Annotated in this window: 19 protein-coding genes; 17 read left to right on the forward strand and 2 right to left on the reverse strand. The window is 70.2% G+C overall.

Annotated features, from left to right (window positions below; translation table 11 throughout):
* The first annotated feature begins 195 nt into the window (after window positions 1-195).
* Window positions 196-1,506, forward strand: coding sequence for an Nramp family divalent metal transporter (locus ACLJPL_RS19580; RefSeq protein WP_411082106.1), 1,311 nt, complete (start codon window positions 196-198; stop codon window positions 1,504-1,506).
* 92 nt (window positions 1,507-1,598) lie between these two features.
* Here the strand turns inward: ACLJPL_RS19580 and ACLJPL_RS19585 are convergent, their stop codons facing one another.
* Complete coding sequence (locus tag ACLJPL_RS19585; protein ID WP_411082107.1) at window positions 1,599-3,329, reverse strand: chitinase; 1,731 nt, start codon at window positions 3,327-3,329, stop codon at window positions 1,599-1,601.
* Window positions 3,330-4,151: 822 nt separating this feature from the next.
* On the opposite strand from ACLJPL_RS19585, the gene ACLJPL_RS19590 reads away from it, so the two are divergent.
* The 14 genes from ACLJPL_RS19590 (at window position 4,152) to ACLJPL_RS19655 (ending at window position 16,878) form a co-directional block, all read left to right on the forward strand.
* Window positions 4,152-5,030: a hypothetical protein gene (locus ACLJPL_RS19590; RefSeq protein WP_411082108.1), complete on the forward strand. Its 879-nt coding sequence runs from the start codon at window positions 4,152-4,154 to the stop codon at window positions 5,028-5,030.
* 248 nt (window positions 5,031-5,278) lie between these two features.
* On the forward strand, window positions 5,279-5,995 hold the full coding sequence (gene cpaB, locus ACLJPL_RS19595) for a Flp pilus assembly protein CpaB (protein ID WP_411082109.1): 717 nt from the start codon (window positions 5,279-5,281) through the stop codon (window positions 5,993-5,995).
* 7 nt (window positions 5,996-6,002) lie between these two features.
* Window positions 6,003-7,304 carry a CpaE family protein gene (locus ACLJPL_RS19600; protein WP_411082110.1) on the forward strand — a complete coding sequence of 434 codons (1,302 nt, stop codon included), beginning with the start codon at window positions 6,003-6,005 and terminating at the stop codon, window positions 7,302-7,304.
* 3 nt (window positions 7,305-7,307) lie between these two features.
* Window positions 7,308-7,784 (forward strand): TadE/TadG family type IV pilus assembly protein, encoded by a 477-nt coding sequence (locus ACLJPL_RS19605; protein WP_411082111.1) that lies wholly within the window; start codon window positions 7,308-7,310, stop codon window positions 7,782-7,784.
* 222 nt (window positions 7,785-8,006) lie between these two features.
* On the forward strand, window positions 8,007-8,297 hold the full coding sequence (locus ACLJPL_RS19610) for a pilus assembly protein (RefSeq protein WP_411082154.1): 291 nt from the start codon (window positions 8,007-8,009) through the stop codon (window positions 8,295-8,297).
* Between the two features lie 225 nt (window positions 8,298-8,522).
* Window positions 8,523-9,860: a CpaF family protein gene (locus tag ACLJPL_RS19615; protein WP_411082112.1), complete on the forward strand. Its 1,338-nt coding sequence runs from the start codon at window positions 8,523-8,525 to the stop codon at window positions 9,858-9,860.
* A gap of 10 nt (window positions 9,861-9,870) precedes the next feature.
* Window positions 9,871-10,815 (forward strand): type II secretion system F family protein, encoded by a 945-nt coding sequence (locus tag ACLJPL_RS19620; protein WP_411082113.1) that lies wholly within the window; start codon window positions 9,871-9,873, stop codon window positions 10,813-10,815.
* A 145-nt stretch (window positions 10,816-10,960) separates the two neighbouring features.
* Window positions 10,961-11,848 carry a DUF5936 domain-containing protein gene (locus tag ACLJPL_RS19625; protein WP_411082114.1) on the forward strand — a complete coding sequence of 296 codons (888 nt, stop codon included), beginning with the start codon at window positions 10,961-10,963 and terminating at the stop codon, window positions 11,846-11,848.
* Window positions 11,849-12,033: 185 nt separating this feature from the next.
* Window positions 12,034-13,647: a histidine kinase gene (locus tag ACLJPL_RS19630; RefSeq protein ID WP_411082115.1), complete on the forward strand. Its 1,614-nt coding sequence runs from the start codon at window positions 12,034-12,036 to the stop codon at window positions 13,645-13,647.
* 40 nt (window positions 13,648-13,687) lie between these two features.
* Window positions 13,688-14,551 (forward strand): response regulator, encoded by an 864-nt coding sequence (locus tag ACLJPL_RS19635; RefSeq protein WP_411082116.1) that lies wholly within the window; start codon window positions 13,688-13,690, stop codon window positions 14,549-14,551.
* A gap of 204 nt (window positions 14,552-14,755) precedes the next feature.
* Complete coding sequence (locus ACLJPL_RS19640; protein WP_411082117.1) at window positions 14,756-14,986, forward strand: hypothetical protein; 231 nt, start codon at window positions 14,756-14,758, stop codon at window positions 14,984-14,986.
* Complete coding sequence (locus ACLJPL_RS19645; RefSeq protein ID WP_411082118.1) at window positions 14,986-15,594, forward strand: pilus assembly protein TadG-related protein; 609 nt, start codon at window positions 14,986-14,988, stop codon at window positions 15,592-15,594. Before ACLJPL_RS19640 ends, ACLJPL_RS19645 begins: the two co-directional genes overlap by 1 nt.
* 202 nt (window positions 15,595-15,796) lie before the next feature.
* On the forward strand, window positions 15,797-16,240 hold the full coding sequence (locus ACLJPL_RS19650) for a hypothetical protein (RefSeq protein ID WP_411082119.1): 444 nt from the start codon (window positions 15,797-15,799) through the stop codon (window positions 16,238-16,240).
* Entirely contained in the window at window positions 16,240-16,878 is a 639-nt protein-coding gene (locus ACLJPL_RS19655) for an OmpA family protein (RefSeq protein ID WP_411082120.1), read from the forward strand. Before ACLJPL_RS19650 ends, ACLJPL_RS19655 begins: the two co-directional genes overlap by 1 nt.
* Window positions 16,879-17,199: 321 nt before the next feature.
* Here ACLJPL_RS19655 and ACLJPL_RS19660 read toward each other — a convergent pair whose 3' ends face one another.
* On the reverse strand, window positions 17,200-18,240 hold the full coding sequence (locus tag ACLJPL_RS19660; protein ID WP_411082121.1) for a hypothetical protein: 1,041 nt from the start codon (window positions 18,238-18,240) through the stop codon (window positions 17,200-17,202).
* A gap of 619 nt (window positions 18,241-18,859) precedes the next feature.
* Between ACLJPL_RS19660 and ACLJPL_RS19665 the strand changes: the two genes are divergently transcribed.
* Both ACLJPL_RS19665 and ACLJPL_RS19670 read left to right on the forward strand, forming a co-directional pair.
* Complete coding sequence (locus tag ACLJPL_RS19665; RefSeq protein ID WP_411082122.1) at window positions 18,860-19,453, forward strand: hypothetical protein; 594 nt, start codon at window positions 18,860-18,862, stop codon at window positions 19,451-19,453.
* A 124-nt stretch (window positions 19,454-19,577) separates the two neighbouring features.
* Window positions 19,578-20,858 (forward strand): hypothetical protein, encoded by a 1,281-nt coding sequence (locus ACLJPL_RS19670; RefSeq protein WP_411082123.1) that lies wholly within the window; start codon window positions 19,578-19,580, stop codon window positions 20,856-20,858.
* Window positions 20,859-21,036: the final 178 nt, after the last annotated feature.

The following is a 21,036-nucleotide window of genomic DNA, read 5'->3' on the forward strand; positions in this document are numbered from 1 at the left end:
GCGGACGCAATGATTCCGGGTCGGTTGGTCGAGCGGGTCCGATACTCGCCTTACTCGTCCCATTTCCGTCATGCCCACTGTGACGGGAATGGGATGGCCGTCGCGACCGGCCGGAGCCCCCTCCCGCACACCATGTCCGCCCAATTCCCGCACGCCCCCTTGTGCCGCCCCGCCGATTGCGCTTCCTTGATCGGCATGGCGGAGACAAGCGCAACCACAGGGACAGGGGAGCCGGCCTCCCGACCACGTAAGTCCAGCTGGAAGTACATCGGCCCCGGGATCGTCGTCGCGGCGACCGGGGTCGGGGCCGGGGACCTGGTCGCGACGCTGATCGCGGGCAGCAAGTTCGGGTACACCCTGATGTGGGCGGCGGTGATCGGCTGCGTCGTCAAGATCTCGCTCGCCGAGGCGGCCGGCCGCTGGCATCTGGCGACCGGCCGCACGCTCTTCGACGGCTGGCGCAGCCTCGGCGCGTGGACCACCGCCTACTTCGCGATCTACGTCGTCCTGTGGGGCTTCATCTACGGCGCGACGGCCATGTCCTCCAGCGCCCTGCCCATCGTGGCGCTCTTCCCGGACGGGCCGGGGCTGAAGTTCTGGGCCATCGTCACCGGACTGATCGGGCTGGCCTTCGTCTGGTTCAACCGGTACGCCGTCTTCGAGAAGGTCATGACGGTCCTCATCGGCATCATGTTCGTGGTGGTCGTGTACGTGGCCGCCCGCGTCGTGCCGGACGTCGGGGCGTCGTTCGCCGGGCTCGTCCCCGTACTGCCGGACGGATCGCTCCTCTACACCCTCGGGCTGATCGGCGGCGTCGGCGGCACCATCACCATGGCGGCGTACGGCTACTGGGTCAACGCCAAGGGGTGGAGCAACTCCTCCTGGATGAAGGTGATGCGGCTCGACAACCGGGTCGCCTACGTCACCACCGGGATCTTCGTCGTGGCGATGCTCATCGTCGGCGCGGAGCTGCTGCACGCCTCGCAGATCGCCCTCACCTCGGGCGACCGCGGGCTGATCGACCTGGGCAAGGTCCTGGAGGACCGGTTCGGCGCGGGCACCGCGAAGCTCTTCCTGGTCGGCTTCTTCGCCACCTCGTTCTCGTCGCTGATCGGCGTCTGGCACGGGGTGAGCCTGATGTTCGCGGACTTCGTGGAGCGGTTCCGTGCCCCGGCCGCCGAGGACGCTTCGGAGAAGGAGCAGGCCGGTCCGGCCGTCGTCGAACGGCAGCAGCGGTCACTGCCGTTCCGCGCGTACCTCCTGTGGCTGACCTTCCCGCCGATGGCCCTGCTGTGGCTGGACGAGCCGTTCGGCCTGGTCATCGCCTACGGGGTGCTCGGCGCGTTCTTCATGCCCTTCCTCGCCCTCACCCTGCTCTGGCTCCTCAACTCCTCCCGTACGCCCAAGGAATGGCGCAACGGCTGGGTCAGCAACGGGATGCTGGTCCTGGCAGGGCTGCTGTTCATCGTGCTCTGCATCCAGCAGGTGCGCGAACAGCCCTGGTAGGCGAGGGGCCGGTGGAACGCCGCAGCGCCGCCGGGGGAGCGGCGGCGCTGCAGGTATCGGGTCCCGCTGAACGGAGCGGTTTACGGGGGTGGTTACGGCAGACTGCGGACGTGCGGGCCGACCGCCTTCGACCAGGCGAACCCGGCCGTGGCGTCCCAGTTGGTCGACCAGGTCATCGCGCCGCGCAGCGACGGGTAGGTCTTCGAGGGCTTGAAGGAACCGCAGTTGGTTCCCTTGGTCAGGCAGTCCAGCGCGGCGTTCACGATCGACGGGGAGACGTATCCGCTGCCCGCGCCGCGCGTGGAGGCGGGGACGCCGATGCCGACCTGGGACGGGTCGAGGCCGCCCTCCAGCTGGATGCAGGCGAGCGCGGTCAGGAAGTCCACCGAGCCCTGCGAGTAGACCTTGCCGTCGCAGCCGAGCATCGAACCGCTGTTGTAGTACTGCATGTTGACGACGGTCAGGATGTCCTTCACGTTGAGCGCCGTCTTGAAGTACTCACCCGACGTCGACTGCATGTCGATCGTCTGCGGAGCCATCGTGATCACCAGGCCGCTGCCCGCCTTCGCCGACAGCTGGCGCAGCGCCTTCGTCATATAGGTGGCGTTGAGGCCGTTCTCCAGGTCGATGTCGACCCCGTTGAAGCCGTAGTCCTGCATCAGCGCGTACACCGAGTTGGCGAACGCGGTGGCGGAGGCGTCGTTGTCGACCCGGACCGTGCCCAGTTCGCCGCCGATCGAGATGATGACGTTCTTGCCCTGCGCCTGCTTGGTCTTGATGTCCGCCCGGAACTGGGCGTCGGTGTAGCCGTTCAGCCCGGCGGTGTCCAGCTTGAAGGTGACCGCGCCCGGCGTCGGCGTGGCGTCCGCGAAGGAGACCGCGATGATGTCGTAGTCGGCCGGGACGTCGGTGAGCTTCTGGACGGCCGCGCCGTTGTTGAAGTTCTGCCAGTAGCCGGTCACCGCGTGCTTGGGCACGGCCGGGCCTGGGCCGCCCGAACCGGGCTTCGCCGTACGGGCGTTGACGGCGGCGGACTTGACCGATTCACCGGCCGCGTTGGTGGCGCTCACGGAGAACTGGTACGCGGTGTCGGCGGCCAGCCCCGTGACGGTCGCCGAGGTCCCGGTGGAGGTGGCGGCCTGCACACCGTCCCGGTACACCTTGTAGCCCGTCGCGCCCGAGACCGCGTTCCAGGACAGGGAGACGGAGGAGGTGGTCGTGGCGCCCGCCGTGAGGCCGGCGGGGGCCGCCGGGATGACCGGGCCGGGCCCGTCGCCGCCGCCCCCGCCGTCGGGGCCGGTCACCTCGACGTCGTCGGCGAAGTAGGCGGACTGCCCGTACCAGCCGTGGGTGTAGACGGTCACCGACGTGGTGTTCGCGCCGGTCTTGAAGCTGGTGGACAGCTTGGTCCAGGTGGTGGAGCCCGGCGTCCAGGTGGAGACGTCGGTCGTTCCGCTGCCGGTCACGCCGAGGTAGGCGTAACCGCCCTGCACCCAGGAGCTCAGCGCGTAGGTCGAGTTGGGCTTCACGGCCACGGTCTGCGAACACTTGGCGTTGTCCTGGCCGGCCGGAGTGGCCTTCAGGGCCGACGTACCGCTGCGCACGGGGGAGGAGACGGTCGCGCCGCTGCCGGCGGAGCAGGTCCAGTTGGCGAGCCCGGACTCGAAGCCCGCGTTCTTGGCGTTGTTGACGTCGGCGGCCTGGGCGGTGCTGACGAGCCCGGTGACGGTCAGGGCGCCCGCCGCGATGACGGCCACGGCGCCTCCGAGGAGCGGCCGGGTGTGGTGCCTTCTGCGTCTGCTGCTGCCTGCGGAGCGTTGCACGGGGGGCCTCCGGGGGGAGTTGGTGGTGCGTGGCGGGGGTGTGGTGCGGGGGCTGCGGGCGTACTGGACGTACCGGATGCGCCGGATGCGCCGGACGTACGCGATGCACGGCGTCGGGAATGGGGTGGGGATGGGGATCGAGAAGTGCCGTGCCCGGAACTTTTGGAGCTGGAGCTGGAGCTGGAGCTGGAGCTTGAGTTGAAGCTGAAGCTGAAGCGGTGGCCACCACTGGCGGATAAGCTGGTCCAGACCAATCGAGTTGTCAAGACCTCTGGCGACGAAAAGGCGTACGGGAGGTTCGCGCGTACCCGTCCGCGATGGACTCGTCCGCTCTCCGCGAGCCGCTCGACGGGCACGCTCGGGCAGGAGTTTCTTTGCCGGGTGATGACTCGGCGGACGCGCCCCGGCACCCGCACGGGTGATCTTGGTCAAGGTCTTCGTACCGTGACGGAAACGGCCCGCCGAAAGGGTCCGCAGCGGCCTGGTGTCCGGCCTGACGTGCGGGAATGGACGCGCGACGGGATTTCGGGCGGGCTGCTCCGTAACGCTGCGCAAGGGCGGGCGAGTCGGCCGAAATCGATTTCATCCCGTTTGCCGCCCGCTGCCGGTACGAACAGTGTTCGCCCGATGACGCACTGGTCCCCGATAACTGTTCTCTGCCTGGTGAGACGTGGCTAAAGTGCTGAGACAGGAGCACGGAGCAGAAGTGCGGAGACAGAGCAGAAGTACCGGGCACAGGAGCACAGAGCAGGAGTGTTCGCGGCCGACGTCTCGACGGCGGCCGGAGCCGGAACGGGGAAGAGCGTGCCGACCGCGATAGCAGTGACGAGTGCAGATCTGGTGCTGCCGCCCACCGATCAGCAGACCCCGACCGCGGCCCTGTTGCAGGCCCCCGAGGCCCAGGTCCTGGAGCTGGCGATCGGTGACATGCATCTGCTGCTCGAACAGCACGGACATGTGATCGCCCTCTACTCCTCCGGCATCCGGCCCGAGCACGAGCGTCGCCTCCACTCGATCCGCTCGGTCCTCGAAAGCGACCGGATCGCCCTGGTCAAGGTGGACCTTCCGCCCCTCGGCATTGCCGTACTGGTGCGCCAGTTACGGCAGTTGTCCGTCTGCGACTTCAGCCCCGGCGTGGTCGCCTCCGCCGCCCGGCTGCTGTCGCACTACATCCACGCGGGCGCGCTGCTCAACTCGGTCGCCAAGCTCGACCGGGTCCCGGTCGGCCTCAAAAGCCACGCCAAGTCGTGGGTCCCGGGCTCCCATTTCGCCGTCGTCGCCGGTCCTGAACCGCAGCTCGTCAAGGTAGGACCGGCCGCCGAACCGCCTGCCGGGCCCAGATTCCGTACGCATCTTCTGGTGGCCAGAGGGCCGTTGCAGTCGAACTGGGTGCAGGAGACCCTCGCGCCCGCCTGGAAGGTCCACGCCGTGCACGAGGGGGCCGTTCCCGCCGACTCCCCGCGCTGGTGGGGCACGGGGAAGCTGGTGGAGTTCGCCGCCTACCTCCCGGACATCTCCCTGCTGTACCAACTGGTCGCGTCCGTCCGGCGGGAGAAGTGCCACTGGTGCGCGATGGAACTCATCGGCGACCGCTGCGCGTTCTGTTCCGCCCCGCTCACCGCCCCCCTCGCCGCCCCCGAGACCCGAAGGGCGACCACCGGTGTCCTGCAACTGGAGGCCGGCAACCGCCCCGGCCCCTGACCGAAGGGCACGGAGGCCGGCTCCTGCCCGGGGTCCGAAGCCCGAGGTCCGAAGCCCGGGGTCCGAAGCCCGAAGCCCGAGGTCCGAAGCCCGAGGTCCGACGTCCGAAGGGCGCCGACTCCGGACCTTGGCCGCAGGACACCGACACCGGCCCGCGCCGTCTCACGGTGCGCCCCCGACCCCCGCCCCGCACCATCCGCTTCCCGCCCGCTGCCCCACGCATCCGATCCGAACGAGGTTGTCCGGCCATGAACTCCCGCCAGCGCCGCGGCGTGATACTCCTGCTGTTGTCGGTCCTGTGCGCCTTCGGCGCGTTCGCCGGTGTGCTCTCGGTGATCAGCGATGTGAACTCCAAGGTCGGCCCCGAAGTGACCGCGTACCGGCTGAAGGCCGACGTGGCTCCGTACACGGCCCTGAACAGCCGCCAGTTCGAGAAGATCACGATGCCCAAGCGCTGGCTCTCGGCGAACGCCGTGATCGACCTGCGGGAGGTGGAGGGGAAGATCGCCGTCACCAATCTGCGCGAGGGCTCGCTGCTCCAGTCCGACATGATGGTCCGCAAGCCCGAACTCCGCGCCGGTGAGCAGGAGATCGCCATCATGATCGACGCCGCCACCGGCGTCGCGGGCAAGATCACACCGGGCGCGACGGTCAACATCTACGCCACGTTCGCCGGTGAGCAGCAGCGGGAGAACGCCGAGCCCGCCCAGTCCAAGGTCATCGTCTCCAACGCCAAGGTGCTGGAGGTCGGCAGGCTCACCCCCCTCAACCCGTCCGGCGACGACCGGCGCGGCCAGGTCACCGAGGCCGTGCCGATCACCTTCGCCCTGAACACGCTGGACGCCCAGCGCGTCGCGTACGCCGAGTCCTTCGCGGAGCACGTACGTCTCGCGCTCGTCGCCCCGGGCGGCGACGGCGCCATCCGTCCGGGGGACCGCACCTACACGCTCGACAAGGACAAGTGAGGGTCGGATGACCACCAGAATCCTCCCGGCCGTAGGCGATCCCGACGCGGCCCGCGCGGTCACCACCCTGCTGAGCCAGCTCCCCGACGCCGAACCGGCGAACCCGGTCACCGACTCGACCCAGCTCATCGACACCCTGGCCCGGCTCGCGGGCGAGGCCATCGACGAGCTGCCCGAAGTGGTCCTGGTGCACGAGCGGATCGGCCCGGTCCCGGCGCTGGAACTGATCCGGGAGGTCTCGCTGCGGTTCCCCTCGGTCGGGGTCGTCATGATCACCGCGGACGCGAGCCCCGGCCTCTTCGCCGACGCGATGGACTCCGGGGCCCGCGGCCTGGTCACCCTGCCGGTGGGGTACGAGGAGCTCGCCAACCGGGTCCAGGCCGCCGCCCAGTGGTCCATCGGCGTACGCCGTCACCTCTCCTCCGGCAACGACGTCTTCACCGGCCCCGGCGGCACGGTCGTCACGGTCACCGGCGCGAAGGGCGGCGTCGGGGCCACCGTCACGGCCATCCAACTCGCCCTGGCCGCCCAGGCGTCCGGCCACACCGTCGCCCTGGTCGACATGGACCTCCAGACCGGGGACATCGCCTCGTTCCTCGACGTACAGTTCCGGCGCTCCCTCGCCGACCTCGCCCAGATCGCCGACATCTCGCCCCGGGTGCTCGCCGACGCCGTCTTCTCCCACTCCACGGGCCTCGCCCTGCTGCTGGCCCCGGGGGAGGGCGAGCGCGGCGAGGAGGTCAGCGACCGTTCGGCCCGGCAGATCGTCAGCGCCCTGCGTTCGCGGTACGAGATCGTCGTCATCGACTGCGGCGGCCAGATGAACGGGGCCAACGCGGCGGCCATCGAGATGGCGGACGTGGCCCTGCTGGTCACGACGCCCGACGTGGTCGCGGTGCGCGGCGCGAAACGCATCGTACGGATGTGGGAACGGCTCCAGATCCGCAAGGCCGAGGAGACGGTCACGCTCGTCAACCGCCTCACCCGCAACACCGAGATCCAGCCGCCGCTGATCCAGAAGATCACCGGCACCCGGGTCGCCTCCGCCGCGATCCCCGCCAACTTCAAGGAGCTCCAGGCGTCCATCGACTCCGGCCGCCTGCACGAACTGGACGCCAGGAGCACGGTGAAGCAGGCCCTGTGGGCGCTGGCCGGAGAGCTGGGCATCGTCAGGCCGAGCGCCCCGGCCAAGAGGAAGGGCAGCGCCCTGGCCAGGAGGAACAGCGGCGCCTTCAAGAACGACCGGGGCTCGATCGGACGCCCCCGCCACCGGCGCGGCGGGTCCGCGGACGCCGAGGGGACACGTTGAGCGATGACCACCACTGGGACGGTCCGAAGCGGCATACGGGGGCGGGCCACGGCCGCCCCACCTGACGACGGACGCGATCGACGGCCCCCGGGGGAGCGGCCGCGGCGGCCGGGGAGGGTCCGGGACGACCGCGGGCAGGTCGCGATCGAGTTCCTGGGCATGACGCCCTTCATCATCCTGATCATGCTCGTGCTCTGGGAGTGCGCCCTGATCGGCTACACCTTCAGCCTCGCGGGCAACGCGGCGGACGTCGCCGCGCGCAAGGGCAGCGGCGCGGAGTCCGGGGCGGGGGCGGCCTGCGAGGCGGGGGCGGTGGAGCACCTCCCGCAGGCATGGAGGGGCGGGGCGCAGGTCTCCTGCGGCCCGGGCGGCGGACTGTACGAGGCCCGGGTGACGCTCAAGGTCCCGGTGCTGGCGCCCGGCCTGTTCGACCTCGACATCCGCATCGACGGCGAAGCCGGATCGGCGTTGGAGGACTGAGTGATGACGACGATCCCGCACAGCGAGCGCGGCCGGGCCCGGCGGGGCGGCAGGAGCCGGGACCGGGGACGGGGACGGAACGGGGGACGGGAGCGGGGGTGGGACGAGGGTCGGAGCCGGGAGCAGGGGCAGGGCCGGGACCGGGGCCAGGGCCGGAGTCGGGACCGGGGCCAGGTCGCTCTGGAGTACCTCGGCTTCCTCCCGCTGCTGCTCCTGGTCGCCATGGGGGCCATCCAGCTCGGCCTGGCCGCGTACGCCGCCAACCAGGCGGGCACGGCGGCCCGCGCCGGAGCCCGTACGGCCGCCAGCTTCGACGCCCAGGGCGACCCCTCGTCCACGGCCCGGGACGCGGTGAGCGGCTGGGTGGCGAACGGCGGGTTCGACTACCAGGAGCAGGGCGGGCGCGATGTGACGGCCACCGTCAGGGTCAGGGTCCCCTCCGTCGTCCCCGGACTGGACGGCTGGTGGGCCGAGCGGAGCGCGACCATGCCCAACGAGAAGTTCCCGGACTGACCGAGGGATCGCGCCCCCAGGACCGCACGGACCGACCGCAACGGCCGTCCGCACAACGGCTGATCGCACTGGTCGTCCGACCGCACCGACCGCACCCACCCACCCACCGACTGACCGGCAGACCGACCGCCCCGACCGCACCCACCCACCGACTGCCCCACCGACTGACCGACTGCCCGACCGGCGGGACCAGCACCATCCGCGACACCGAGGAGAGTTACGCAGATGAGTTTGCGGGCACGCATGAGCGCCCCGGACGAGCACGGCGGCGCACGGGAGGACGGCCATCTGGTGGCCGCCTACCGGGCCAAGCTGCTGGAGGAGATCGACCTCGCGGAGATGTCCTCGCTGGCCGCCGCGGACCGGCGGGCCCGGCTGGAGCGCGTACTCGGCCACATCATCAGCCGCGAGGGCCCGGTGCTCTCCACCGTCGAGCGCTCGCAGCTGATCCGGCGCGTCGTGGACGAGGCGCTCGGCCTCGGCATCCTGGAACCGCTCCTGGAGGACGCGTCCATCACCGAGATCATGGTGAACGGACCCGACCAGATCTTCGTCGAGCGCAGCGGCAAGGTCGAGCAACTGCCCCTGCGTTTCGGCTCCCACGAGCAACTGATGCAGACCATCGAACGCATCGTGGCGACCGTCAACCGCCGCGTCGACGAGTCGAACCCGATGGTCGACGCGAGGCTGCCGAGCGGCGAACGCGTCAACGTCATCATCCCGCCGCTCTCCCTCACCGGCGCGACGCTCACCATCCGCCGCTTCCCGCGCTCCTTCACCCTCCAGGAGATGATCGGCTTCGGCTCGCTGGACGAGCAGATGCTGATCCTGCTCGCCGGTCTCGTCCAGGCCAAGCTGAACATCATCGTCTCGGGCGCCACCGGCACCGGCAAGACGACGCTCCTCAACGCGCTCTCCGGGCTGATCCCCGGCCACGAGCGCATCGTCACCATCGAGGACTCCGCCGAACTCCAGCTCCAGCAGAGCCATGTGATCCGGCTGGAGGCCCGCCCGGCCAACGTCGAGGGCAAGGGCCAGATCACCATCCGCGACCTGGTCCGCAACTCGCTGCGGATGCGCCCCGACCGCATCGTCGTCGGCGAGGTCCGCGGCGGCGAGTCCCTCGACATGCTCCAGGCGATGTCCACGGGCCACGACGGCTCGCTCGCCACCGTTCACGCCAACAGCGCCGAGGACGCGCTCATGCGTCTCCAGACCCTGGCCTCGATGTCCGAGGTGGAGATCCCCTTCGAGGCGCTGCACGACCAGATCAACAGCGCCGTCGACGTGATCGTCCAGCTCACCCGGCACGCGGACGGCACCAGGAAGGTCACCGAGATCGCGGTGCTCGACTCGCACGGCCGCGACCCGTACCGGATCGTCACGGTGGCCCGGTTCAACGCCCGGCCGATGGCTCCGGACGGCCGGATCCACGGCCACTTCCAGTACTTGCCGCTGCCCCGCAGGATCGCCGACCGCCTCTACATGGCGAGCCAGCCCATCCCGCAGGCGTTCGGCATCGCCGAGAGCGCCGAACAGCTCGCCATCCGAGAGGCCAACTAGGTACCGAGCCATGGACAACGTCAACCTCCCCCTGGTCACCATCGGCGTGACGCTGCTGTGCTGCGTGCTCGGCGTGATGGGCCTGTACGCGTACTCCGGCGGCAAGGCCGACCGCGACGCCCTGGTCGAGCGGCTCTCCCACGTCGGGCAGATCCCCGAGACGGGCCGGCACCGCCGGTTCAAGGGCCTGGACCGCCGGCTCCGGCGCACCGCCCTCGGCCGGAAGCTGGAGCTGAAGCTCGCGGCGACCGGCATGGAGCTCACCCCCGGCGAGTTCGCCGTCTACGCCCTCATCGCGATGGCCGGACTGTGGATGATCGCCTCGTCCCTGCTCGCCGCCTTCTTCGGCCCGGTCGCCGCCCTCATCGGCCTCTGGGGCGCCAACGCGTACCTCAACTGGCAGCGGGCCAAGCGCACCGAGCGCTTTATCAACCAACTGCCCGAGGTCTCCCGCATCCTGGCCAACGCCACCCAGGCCGGCCTGGCCCTGCGCACCGCACTCTCCATGGCCGCCGAGGAGTTGGAGGACCCGGCAGGCGAGGAACTGGCGCGGGTGGCCAGGAGGTTGGCGGTGGGGGAGTCCCTGGATGAAGCGCTGAGCGAGCTGACGGACAGACTGCCCTCCCGCGAACTGGTCGTCCTGGTCACGACGTTGGTGCTCTCCAACCGGGCCGGCGGTACGGTCGTGAGCTCCCTGCGCAACCTGACCGAGACGCTGGAGGAGCGCAAGGAGACCCGCCGCGAGGTCAAGACCCAGCTCTCCCAGGTCACCGTCACCGCCTACGCCGTACCGGCCTTCGGCGTCGGCGCGATGCTCCTGATGAACGCGGTCATGCCCGGCGCCCTGGACCGGATGACCGGGGCCTTCCTCGGCCAGGCGGCCGTGGTCGTGGCCATCGCCCTGTACGCGATCGGCTTCGTGGTCATCCGCCGCCTGTCCCGTATCGACGTCTGAAGCCCTTGAACCGACGACATCCAACGCCCCCGAAGCCGGCGTCCGACACCACCGAGACCACTTGGGCCACCTGGACCACCGTCCCAGCGCCGTACTCCACCGACCCAGCGCCTGACCCCACCGACCCCAACCGAGAGGAACCGGCATGGACTTGCTGCTCGCCCTGATCGTCGGCCTCGCCGTCTACGGGGCCATCCACGGCATACGGATGTACCGGGCCGAGGCCGAACTCCCCGGCGACCTCGCCGTCGCCCTCGAATCCGGCTCCTCCCGCACCAGCGCGGTGGGCTCCGGCATCGACCGGCTCGGCATCCGCTGGGCCCCGATGGTGCTGCGGATGATGGGCCCCAAGGCCGTCAACAAGAAGCGCCGGCAGATCGACCTGGCCGGAAACCCGGGCGGCCTGACCATCGACCGTTACGCGGCCCGCCGCGCGGTCTACGGCGCGCTGGGCCTCCTCGGAGCCTTCTCCATGCTCCTCCAGGACCAGCTCTTCCTCGCGCTCCTCATGATCGGGTTCGGCCTGTTCTGGGTGGAGGTGGGGATCTGGTCGGCGATCCGGGTGCGCCGCGAGCACATCGAACGCACCCTCCCGGACTTCCTCGACGTCCTCGCCGTCGTCGTGTCCGCCGGACTCGGCTTCCGACAGGCGCTGGACCGGGTCGCGGAGAAGTACGAGGGCCCGTGGTCGGACGAACTGCGCATCACCCTGCGCCAGATGGACATGGGCGTCAGCCGCCGCCAGGCGTTCGAGGAGCTGCGCAGGCGCAACGACTCGGAGCAGGTCGCGATGTTCGTCACGACGCTCCAGCAGGGCGAGGAACTGGGCGCGCCCATCGTGGAGACGCTCATCCAGATCGCCAACGACATGCGCCGCACGGACGCCCAGAACGCCCGACGCAAGGCGGCCAAGGCGGTCCCGAAGGCGACGTTCGCGGTGACGTCGTTCCTCCTGCCCGGCACGCTCGTTCTCCTCACGGTCGGATTCGTGTACGGAGCCGACGTCGACTTCACGTTTCTCACGGGCGGCTGACATGAACGGCGTACGGGATGGGGACGACGGGAACGACGGGGGCCGCACGGCCGACGAGACCCGCACGGGCTCAGCGAACTCAACGAATCCAACGAACTCAACGAACTCAACGAATCCAGCGGATTCAGTGCATTCGGCGCATTCAGTGAACTTACGGGGAACGAGAGGGAGGTGACGACAGGCGCATGGCCTACCAGCTCAGCGGCTCCCAGCCCGACCCGACCACGGACCTGACACGGGCCCACAGCGGCACCCCGGAACGTCCGGCCCTGGCCATCCAGGTCAACGCGCTCCAGGCGATGTGCCGCCAGGTCTTCGGCTTCCGGCTGGCGATGATCGCGCTGGCGACCCCGTTCGCCATCAGCCGCACCGCCCCTGGCCTGCCCACCTGGTTCATCGGCTCGGCGATCCTGGTCACCTTCATGGGCTCGTACGTCCTGTTCCGCGACTGGGAACGTTTCGGCCCGGTCCTTCTGCGCTACCCCTGGCTGCTCGCCGTCGACGTGTTCTTCGGCTCGCTGCTGCTGATCACGGCCACACCCGAGTCGACCCTCGCGTACGTCACGGTCTGCACCCCGCTGCTGGCCGGCCTGGTCCACGGCTGGCGCGGGGCGGCGGTGTTCGCGGCGCTCCAGGTGGTGATCGTCTTCGGCGTGTACGCGAGTGTCCCGAAGCTGGAGGCGGGCGGGCCCACGGCACTGCTCCTGCCCGGCTTCTGCGTGATCGCCGGGGCGGTGGGGGTCACCCTGCGCAACCTGCTCCTGCGTTTCGGCACGGCCACTCAGGCGCTCACCGAGACCCGGGCGCGGCTGGCGGTGAACGAGGCGGTGGAGGCCGAACGCACCCGCCTGGCACGGGAGATGCACGATTCGGTCGCCAAGACCCTGCACGGCCTCGCCCTGGCCGCGGACGGCCTGGCCCGCTCGGCCGACCGCCTGGACCCGCCCACCGTGAGGCGCCGGGCCGAACTGGTCGCCCGGGCAGCGCGCCGGGCCGCCGCCGAGTCGAGGGAACTGCTCACGGACCTCCGCCGCGAGCAGGGCCTGGAGGGCGGGGTGGACTTCATCGACCAACTGGCAGCCCACACGGCGGACTTCACCGCCCGCCACCCGGTCACGGCCACGTTCCGCAGACTCGCCGAGGAGACCCCCGTACCGCCCGTCCCGCAGGCGGTGGCCCGCCAACTCCTCACGGTCGCCTCGGAGGCCCTGGAGAACGCCCACCGCCACGCGGCCCCCACGTACCTGGTCGTCCTCGCCGGCGTACAGGGAGACGTGCTCCGCCTGAGCGTGTACGACGACGGCTGCGGCCTGCCCGAGGGAACCACCCTGGACAGCCTCCGCGGGGCAGGCCGCTTCGGCCTGGTCGGCATGGTGGAACGGGCCGCCTCGATCGGGGCCCGCATCCGGATCGGCAGGGGGAAGGCGGAGAGGGGCACGGAGGTACGCGTGGAACTGCCGCTGGCGGCGCTGGCGGGCACGACGGGGCTGCGGTTCCGCCCGGAGTGCGGGCGGCAGGGCGAGCCCCGGTCCAGGCCGGAGTCCGGGCGACAGGGCGAGACCTGGTCCAGCACGGAGCCCGGTCGGCAGGGTGAGGTCCGGTCCAGCCCGAAGCCCGGGCCGCAGGGCGAGTCGCAGTCCCGCGCGGAGTCCGAGCCGCAGCGTGAGCCACCACGTCGGTCATTCTCCGCTCCATCGCCCCCGTTCACGCTCACCCCCATCCCCATCCCCACCCTCGCCCCCATGCCCATTCCCACCCTCGCTCCCACACCCGTCCCCGCGTCCAGCCCCCGCCCGTAGCTCCCCCCGTACTGGCCCCCCCCCGAGAGGAGGTCGCAACATGCCAGACGACGTCTTCCCCCTGCTCCCCCCGCTCCCCTCGCTTCCCCCGCTCCCCTCGGATTCTGCCCCCGTCTCGCTCCGGGTGGTGATCGCCGACGACAACCCCGTGGTCCGGGCCGGCCTGGGCGTGCTGCTGTCCGATCGGGCCGACATCGAGGTGGTCGCGGAGGCGGCGGACGGCCGGGAGGCGTACGAGAAGACGCTCCAGCACCGCCCGGATGTCGTGCTGCTCGATGTCCGCATGCCGGGCGTGGACGGCATCTCGGCGCTGCCGCACCTGGTCAGGGTCGCGCCGGTGCTGATGCTGACGTACAGCCGGGAGAGCGAGATCGTGCACGAGGCCCTACGACTGGGCGCGGGCGGCTATTTGGTGCACGGCGAGTTCACGGCGGACCAGCTGGTGCAGGCAGTCCGCGACACGAAGGACGGCCGCGCCCACTTCACCGCGACGGCCGCCGACGCCTTGCTGGCGCACCTGCGCCTCGGAGCCCCCTCCCCCCTGCCGGAGGGCCTGGGCGCGGCTCTCCCGGCCGCCCCGGCGAAGGCACCGCCGCACCGGCACGAACCAGCGGAAAGCCTTTCACGGCCGCAACCCCTTGTGGGACAGTCGGCGGTAACCGGAGGCTCGGCCTCTCGCGTCAACAGACGGCATGACGGGCTGAGTTCGAGAGAGGTGGAGGTCATGGAGCTGATTGCGGCGGGCATGAGCAATCAGCAGATCGCCGCCACCTGCTTCATCAGCGAGAAGACGGTCAAGAACCACATCAACCGCATCTTCGCCAAGCTCCACAGCACCAGCCGCAGCGAGGCGATAGCCCACTGGCTCGGCACGGCCCCCCAGGATCCAGGGCGGCATTCATGACCGACAGAGCGCCCGACGAGGGAGCGCGGAAGACCCTTTGGGCCCGGAAATGGGCCCACGGGCCCTCTGGCCGCCCGCCAATACCCTCCTATATTGCTCACCTCGGCAACGGCACCAGCCAGGGGGAAGCCGGTTCCACGACCGGCACCGCAGGGACACGAGAGCCGACCGCCCACCGGTCGGCCGCACCAGGAGGGGAACACCATGTCGGACTTCACCCTGAAGATGGCCGTCCGCGTCAACGGCTGGACCAACACCGCCGTCAGCGCCATGCAGAAGCGTTACGCGGCGAAGGACCGGGGGCAGACGGCGTTCGAGTACCTGGGGATCATCCTGGTGGTCGTGGCGATCATCGGCGCGATCGTGGCTACGGGCATCGGCGGCGCGATCTCGAAGCGCATCAAGGCGCTGGTCGATCAGATCACTGCCGGCTAATGACTTGGCGGTGCCGTGGCGATCGAGGGCAGGCATTCCCCATCTATGTTGCGATGGTGGCATTCTTGCTCTTTCTTGCATTCTCCTTCTTCGCTGTCGGCAAGGCATCTGTCTTACGCAATGAATCACAGAGCGCTGCGGATGCCGCCGCGCTGGCCGCTGCTCAAAGTGCCCGTGACGACTTTGGCGCCGGGTTTTACGCGTCGCTCCTCAAAGACACGCTGAACCTCTTCCTCGACGAGTCTTTCGCTCCCCCTTGTTACGAGGCTCAGCGGTTGGCTGCCGCCAACGACGCAGACAGTGTGTTGTGCGTCCCGACTTCCGGCTACCTGCGCGATCGAGTCACGGTCGAGGTCGAGGGGCGTGCACCGGTGGACTCGCCGGTCGTCCCCGGTACGGAGCGCAGATTCGCCAAGGCCAAGGCCACTGCGCTCGTCGAGTTCCGCTGCCCTCGACCCAAGGCTGTGGACTCGGACGGCGACGGAGTCCAGGACTTGTTCACCTTCACCTGCTCGAACGGCGAGATCCTCGAGATCACACCGGACGACGCTCCACCGTGGGAAACAGTGAGCAGGACGCTCTTCGATGTGCGGTTGGTCGACCAGTGACAGCGAACAACGAGTAAAGGATTCGAACCCCATGAGCATGCGATGCAGCACAAGGAATCGAAGTCTGTGGGCTGTCGCTTCGATGTCCGCTGCGCTCGTCCTGGCCCTTACCAGCTGCGGAAGCGGCAGCGACGACAAGGCCAACCAGGACAATGCGGCACCCCCGTCAGCTCCGGCATCCCCGTCACCGGATAAAGAATCCGTGGCGCGGCAGGACACGGCAGCTGGGGAGAACGTCGACCCCAGCGTGAAGCTCGCAGAAATCCGCGGGCAAGCAGGCGTCATCATGGTGATCAACCAAGTGCAGCGGGATTCAGGCGGATTCGTGACTGTGCAGGCAGAGGTCAAAAATGAGGGAGATGCGCCTGCTAATCCGGCGCAGTGGGCCGGCAGTGAAAGTGTGATCGTGCGCGAGAATCTTTCGTCGGTCGGCGGCGCCACACTGGTGGACAAGGTTGGCAAGAAGCGCTACTACGTGCTCCGCGACACCGACGGTCGGTGCCTGTGCACCACGAAGATCAGAGCGCTGCAGCCGGGCGACACGACTGCCGTGTTCATGCAGTTCCCGGCACCCCCGAGCACTACGACAGAGGTCGACTTCTCCGTTCCGACGTTCGCCACCACATCGCTCAAGATCACCGGGTGATGGCGAATATGACACCCCCGCGTACGGTGGGGCTGCCCATCGCGGCCGCTGTGTTCGTGGCCACAACGGCCCTGTTCGGTACATCACCCGCGTCGGCCGACGACGGCCCCAGTGTGCCTCCAGGCACGGAAGCGGTATCCGAGCCCCCGGTGCCGATCGATGGTCAGGACCCGGACCTCAAAATGCCGGAGGGCGGCACCCTCGCCCCCAGCCGGGTCCTCGACATCGTCCAGGTCGTGGAAGATCTCGGTGGCGAGGAGCGTCGCGAGGACAGCAACGCCGACATCAAGCTCGCGCTGCAGGCGGAGGTCCTCTTCGGCAAGAACAGCGCGAAGCTGGGCCCGGAGGCCAACGCCCGTATCGCCGCCATCGCCGACGAGATCAAGAAGCAGAACACGACCAAGGTCCGCGTCTTCGGCTTCACCGACGACCTCGGCTCCTCCGCCCACGGCGACGTGCTCTCCAAGAAGCGCGCCGATGCCGTGCACAGGGTCTTGTCGAAGCAGCTCGGCCCCTCGATCACGTACGAGATCCGGGGTTACGGCGAGCAGTACCCGATCGCCAGCAACAGCGATGAGGAGGGCCGGAAGAAGAACCGCCGTGTGGAGATCTCCTTCCCGCGCGGCGAGGACTCCTGACCGCCCCGCCCCGCTCCGTTCAGGACCGAGGGCCCGGCACCGCGATCACGTGGCGGCACCGGGCCCCGGCCGGCACAGCGGTGCCGACAGATCAGTGGACGGAGTTCAAAGGGCGGCCTGGAGAACAGACGCCGGGGAACACCCCCGGCTGCGCGGGAACCACTCTTCCTGATCTGCGGCGGTGGTCGCAGGGGCTGGCGAGGCGCTGGTGCAGGTGCAGGTGCAGCGGATATTGCGGACAGGGCAGGTGGGGCGTGTTCAGGGGGCTCAGGCGGTGTCAGCAGCGGCCTACCCGTGCTCCCGGTATGGCTGCAACAGGCTTCAGCCGCCCCCTACTTCACCGCGATAGACCCCCGCGAGCTCATCCAGCTCCGCCCCGCTCACCTCGCCCTTCACCGCGTTCAGGCGTACCACGAACGGCACACCGCCCGAGTCCACGCCCGCCACCAGGGCCCCGGTCATCGGGGTGCCCGCGTTCGGAGTGTTCTCCTTGCCGTCCGCCGTGAAGGCGTAGTCGATCCGGCGGGCGTCGCGGGCCATCTCCGGGTCTCTCAGGCGTACGTCCTTCGTGGCCCGGCGGGTGGAACCCGGGCCGGATCCCGCGCCTGCGGCGGTTGCTGCCTCCCTCGCGTCGCTCACGCCCGTGGCGAAAGTTTCCTCCGCCTCGCCGCCACCCGTGGTGCAGGACCCGCCGCCGCCCGCGAGCACGCTCACCGCGCAGGGCATGCGCTCCCCGATCCGCCCGCCGGTCCCGGTCATCGCCATCGCGCCGATCAACGTGATGACGAGGACGGCGACGCCGAGGTACTCCGTCGCTGTGGCCCCGCCGTCCCGCCAGTCGTACGGGTTCCTCGGCGGCGGAGCCGGCCGGGTGGCGCGGTCCTCCAGGAGCCGGTCTACGGCCACCCCCGACACCGCGCCCGTGACCAGCGCGGCCAGGGGCATCACCACGCCCTCGGCCCCCACGGCCTCCCGCGAGAGGGCGAAGGCGTACGTCATGCCGGCCAAGGGCACGGTCAGCGTGGCGAGCAGGTAGAGGGCGCGGGACTCCCGGTGCTCGTCGGGGAGTACGCGGGCGGCGGCCAGGACGGTGAGGAGGGAGGCGGCGAGCACGGGTAGGTGCAGCAGGGACAGTCGCCAGCCGAACGACTCCAACCGGGTTTCCGTCGCCAGCAGTTCGAACAGCAACCGGCTCGTCAGGAAGCCGGTGGCTATGTAGGCCAGGCCCCCCGCCGCCCAACTGCGGGTCAGTGCGAAGAAGCGGCCGCCCGGCTCGCTGTACGTCCCCGAACCGGAACCCGGGCCCAGGCCGGAACGGGAACCGGCCCCGGTGGCGGAACCTGGGCCGGAGCCGGAGCCCAAACGGGAACTGGAACCGGAGCCGGAATTCGAAGCGGAACCCAGCGCGTCACGGCCGCGGTCCGGCGGCGGTTTGCGGTCCGTCCTCCTGCCCGTCCAGCCCCCGTCACCCCTCACCGTTCCTCCCCTCCTCGAACCCGAGAACCCGAGAACCCGAGAACTCGAGAATCCGAGCTCGACCCCGAGCCCCAACCTGGCTGTCACCGTGCCGCTGTTGACCTTGAGCGTACGGTCGGAGAGGGCTTCGGACCCGGGCCCCCGGGCCCAAGGGCGGGCCCAAGTCGGCTGTCAGGCAGGGCTGTTGAGGTGGTGCCGTGCGTGGCTGTCGCATGGGCATGGCCGATGTGTTCCGGTGTGCCGCTTCGGTGGCGGAGGCCGGGGGCTCCGTTCTTTGGGTCGTTCGTGGGTCCGTGGGCCCACGCCGCCCCCGCCGCCGCTCGGTACGCTCGGATACGCCGACCACCACGCTCGGCCGTTCCCCCTCCCCTCCCCTCCACCCCCGCCTCCTTCGTCCGCGTGCGGATTGGTCTCCGTGGGCGCTTGTCCGGTCGGGCGGCGGCCCCTACTCTCGTATTTGCGCACGCGAATTGCTGGATTCATTTCGTGATGGGGTGGGGCGTCGGTGAGTGCCGGATTCTTCTACTCGTACCACCTGGGCTGGACCCGGCTGGACGCCGCGACCCTCCTGGGCGACCTTGAAGCCGAAGGGCTTCGGCCGGAGCATCCGGTGACCGGGCGCACCATGCTCGTCAGCCTGGACCACCCCTCGTCCGGAGCCCGTTCCCCTGTCTCCCGGGAGCAACTTCTCTCCCTTTCCGGTCTGCAAAGGCTTCAGGAGGTCGGCTTTCGGTTATGGGTGGACGGCGGCTCCGACCTCCTGGTGCGGATACGCCGGGCCTGCGGCGGTGTCGTCGCCGTCGAGTTCGGCGTCGGGGAGCTGCCCGAGGCGGAACGGGAGCGAGCGGTGAGCGCCATACGGCGGACCGTGGGGCGGGCGTCCGTGCTCTGCATCGGGTTCGTCGTCGACCGCAGCGGGGCCACGGCCGCCACCGACTGGGACGGCGTCGTCATCGAGGGCGCCGCGCACCTCGACGCATGGCCGGACGCCCTCGCCGTACGGGAGGAGACCGCGTCCCGGCACCCTCAGCTGGCGGTGCTGGAGTCCGTCGCGGTCTCGCCCTGGAAGGTGTTCGGGAGCGCTGTGTTGAGCGTGTGAGGGCCGGGAGCGGCGGTGGGCGGCGGTGGGCGGGCCCTGCCGGTGGTCGGCGTCGTAGTCGGGCGGAGCCCTCCCGGGAGCGTCCGTGTCTGGATGGTCCGAGCCTGAGGACATAATCGGCCGTATGTCCGACCACCAGCTCCGCACCCGGACGCCCCGCAGCCCGGCCCCGCACCCCCGCCGAACCGGCCCCCGGGCGGCCGCCGCGTTCCGGGCCGCCGCGCCGGCGCTCGCGGTCTACGCCGCCGTCCGGGCCCTAGGGCTCCTGGGTTTCTGGGTGGCCGCCCACACCTCCGGCAAGGACCCCGTGGCGCGGCTCAGCGGCCGCTGGGACTCCGTCTGGTATCAGCGCATCGCCCAGGATGGATACGGGTACACCGTCACCCTCCCGGACGGCGCCCTCCACTCCGACCTGGCCTTCTTCCCCCTCCTCCCCGTCCTGGAGCGCGGCATCTCCGCCGTGACCCCGCTCACCCTCGGCGGCGCGGGGCTCCTGGTCGCCTGGACGGCCGGGCTGCTCGCCGCCTGGGGCGTCTTCGCGGTCGGGTACCGGCTGCACGGGCGGCGTACGGGGGTGGTGCTGGCGGCCCTGTGGGGGGTGTACCCGACCGCGTTCGTCCAGTCGATGGCGTACACGGAGACGCTGTTCACCGCGCTGGCCGCCTGGGCCCTGTACGCCGTCCTCACCGGGCGCTGGATCGTGGCCGGTTCCCTGTGCGTACTGGCGGGGCTCACCCGCCCCTCGGCCGCCGCCCTCATCGCCGCGCTGGCGATCACCGCCGCCGCCACCCTCGTACGCGACTACCGCTCCGGGAACGAGAACGGGAAGGGGAACGAGAGCGGGAGCGGGAACGGGAACGAAAGGCGTGGGACCGGGGGCGGGAGCGGGACCGGGAGCCGCAGCAGGGGTGTCCTCCGCCGCAACGCCCGGATGCTCGCGGGCGTTGCGCTCGCACCGCTGGGGTGGCTGGCGTACGTCGTGTTCGTCGCCGTCCGCCAGGGCAGCCCCTTCGCGTACTTCGACGTCCAGGCGCAGTGGGGCAACAGCATCGACGGCGGGCGCGCGCTCGCCGTCTTCATCGGCGGGCTGCCGCTGCCCGCCGCCCTCGGACTGTGCGCGGCACTCGGGCTGCTGGGTTGGCTGGTGGTGCTCTGCGTACGGCAGCGGCAGCCGTTGCCCGTCCTCGTCTACGGCATCGCCATCGTCGTCATCTCGCTGATCGGAGCCGGGTACTTCGGCTCGCGACCACGCCTGATGATGCCCGCGTTCCCGCTGCTCCTCCCGCCCGCCGCAGCCCTCGTGCGGCTGCGGAGTACGGGGCGCGCGGCGGCGGTCATCGCCGTACTGGCCTGCGCGTCGGCGGCCTACGGTGCCTGGACCCTCCTCGGCGCGGGACCTCCCTAGGGCGTGTCCGGCGGATCTTGACCGGGTCCGCGATGCCCGGCACGCCCTAGCTGTGTTGTCCCGGGACGTTGGTGACACGCGTGCTGGGTTCTTGAAATGGGTGAGGGCCTCCGGGTTCGGTGTGGATTGCGACATCTCCACCGAGATCAGGAGGCCCTCGTGGTCCACCGTAATGCCC

The organism is Streptomyces sp. cmx-18-6, from assembly GCF_046548915.1.
Taxonomy (GTDB): Bacteria; Actinomycetota; Actinomycetes; order Streptomycetales; family Streptomycetaceae; genus Streptomyces.

Excerpts from the sequence above, each read along its gene's own strand:
- ACLJPL_RS19580 (WP_411082106.1), top strand. The coding sequence starts at position 196 with ATGGCGGAGACAAGCGCAACCACAGGGACAGGGGAGCCGGCCTCCCGA.
- cpaB (WP_411082109.1), top strand. The coding sequence starts at position 5,279 with ATGAACTCCCGCCAGCGCCGCGGCGTGATACTCCTGCTGTTGTCGGTC.
- ACLJPL_RS19600 (WP_411082110.1), top strand. The coding sequence starts at position 6,003 with ATGACCACCAGAATCCTCCCGGCCGTAGGCGATCCCGACGCGGCCCGC.
- ACLJPL_RS19605 (WP_411082111.1), top strand. The coding sequence starts at position 7,308 with ATGACCACCACTGGGACGGTCCGAAGCGGCATACGGGGGCGGGCCACG.
- ACLJPL_RS19610 (WP_411082154.1), top strand. The coding sequence starts at position 8,007 with ATGGGGGCCATCCAGCTCGGCCTGGCCGCGTACGCCGCCAACCAGGCG.
- ACLJPL_RS19615 (WP_411082112.1), top strand. The coding sequence starts at position 8,523 with ATGAGTTTGCGGGCACGCATGAGCGCCCCGGACGAGCACGGCGGCGCA.
- ACLJPL_RS19620 (WP_411082113.1), top strand. The coding sequence starts at position 9,871 with ATGGACAACGTCAACCTCCCCCTGGTCACCATCGGCGTGACGCTGCTG.
- ACLJPL_RS19625 (WP_411082114.1), top strand. The coding sequence starts at position 10,961 with ATGGACTTGCTGCTCGCCCTGATCGTCGGCCTCGCCGTCTACGGGGCC.
- ACLJPL_RS19630 (WP_411082115.1), top strand. The coding sequence starts at position 12,034 with ATGGCCTACCAGCTCAGCGGCTCCCAGCCCGACCCGACCACGGACCTG.
- ACLJPL_RS19635 (WP_411082116.1), top strand. The coding sequence starts at position 13,688 with ATGCCAGACGACGTCTTCCCCCTGCTCCCCCCGCTCCCCTCGCTTCCC.
- ACLJPL_RS19640 (WP_411082117.1), top strand. The coding sequence starts at position 14,756 with ATGTCGGACTTCACCCTGAAGATGGCCGTCCGCGTCAACGGCTGGACC.
- ACLJPL_RS19645 (WP_411082118.1), top strand. The coding sequence starts at position 14,986 with ATGACTTGGCGGTGCCGTGGCGATCGAGGGCAGGCATTCCCCATCTAT.
- ACLJPL_RS19655 (WP_411082120.1), top strand. The coding sequence starts at position 16,240 with ATGGCGAATATGACACCCCCGCGTACGGTGGGGCTGCCCATCGCGGCC.
- ACLJPL_RS19670 (WP_411082123.1), top strand. The coding sequence starts at position 19,578 with ATGTCCGACCACCAGCTCCGCACCCGGACGCCCCGCAGCCCGGCCCCG.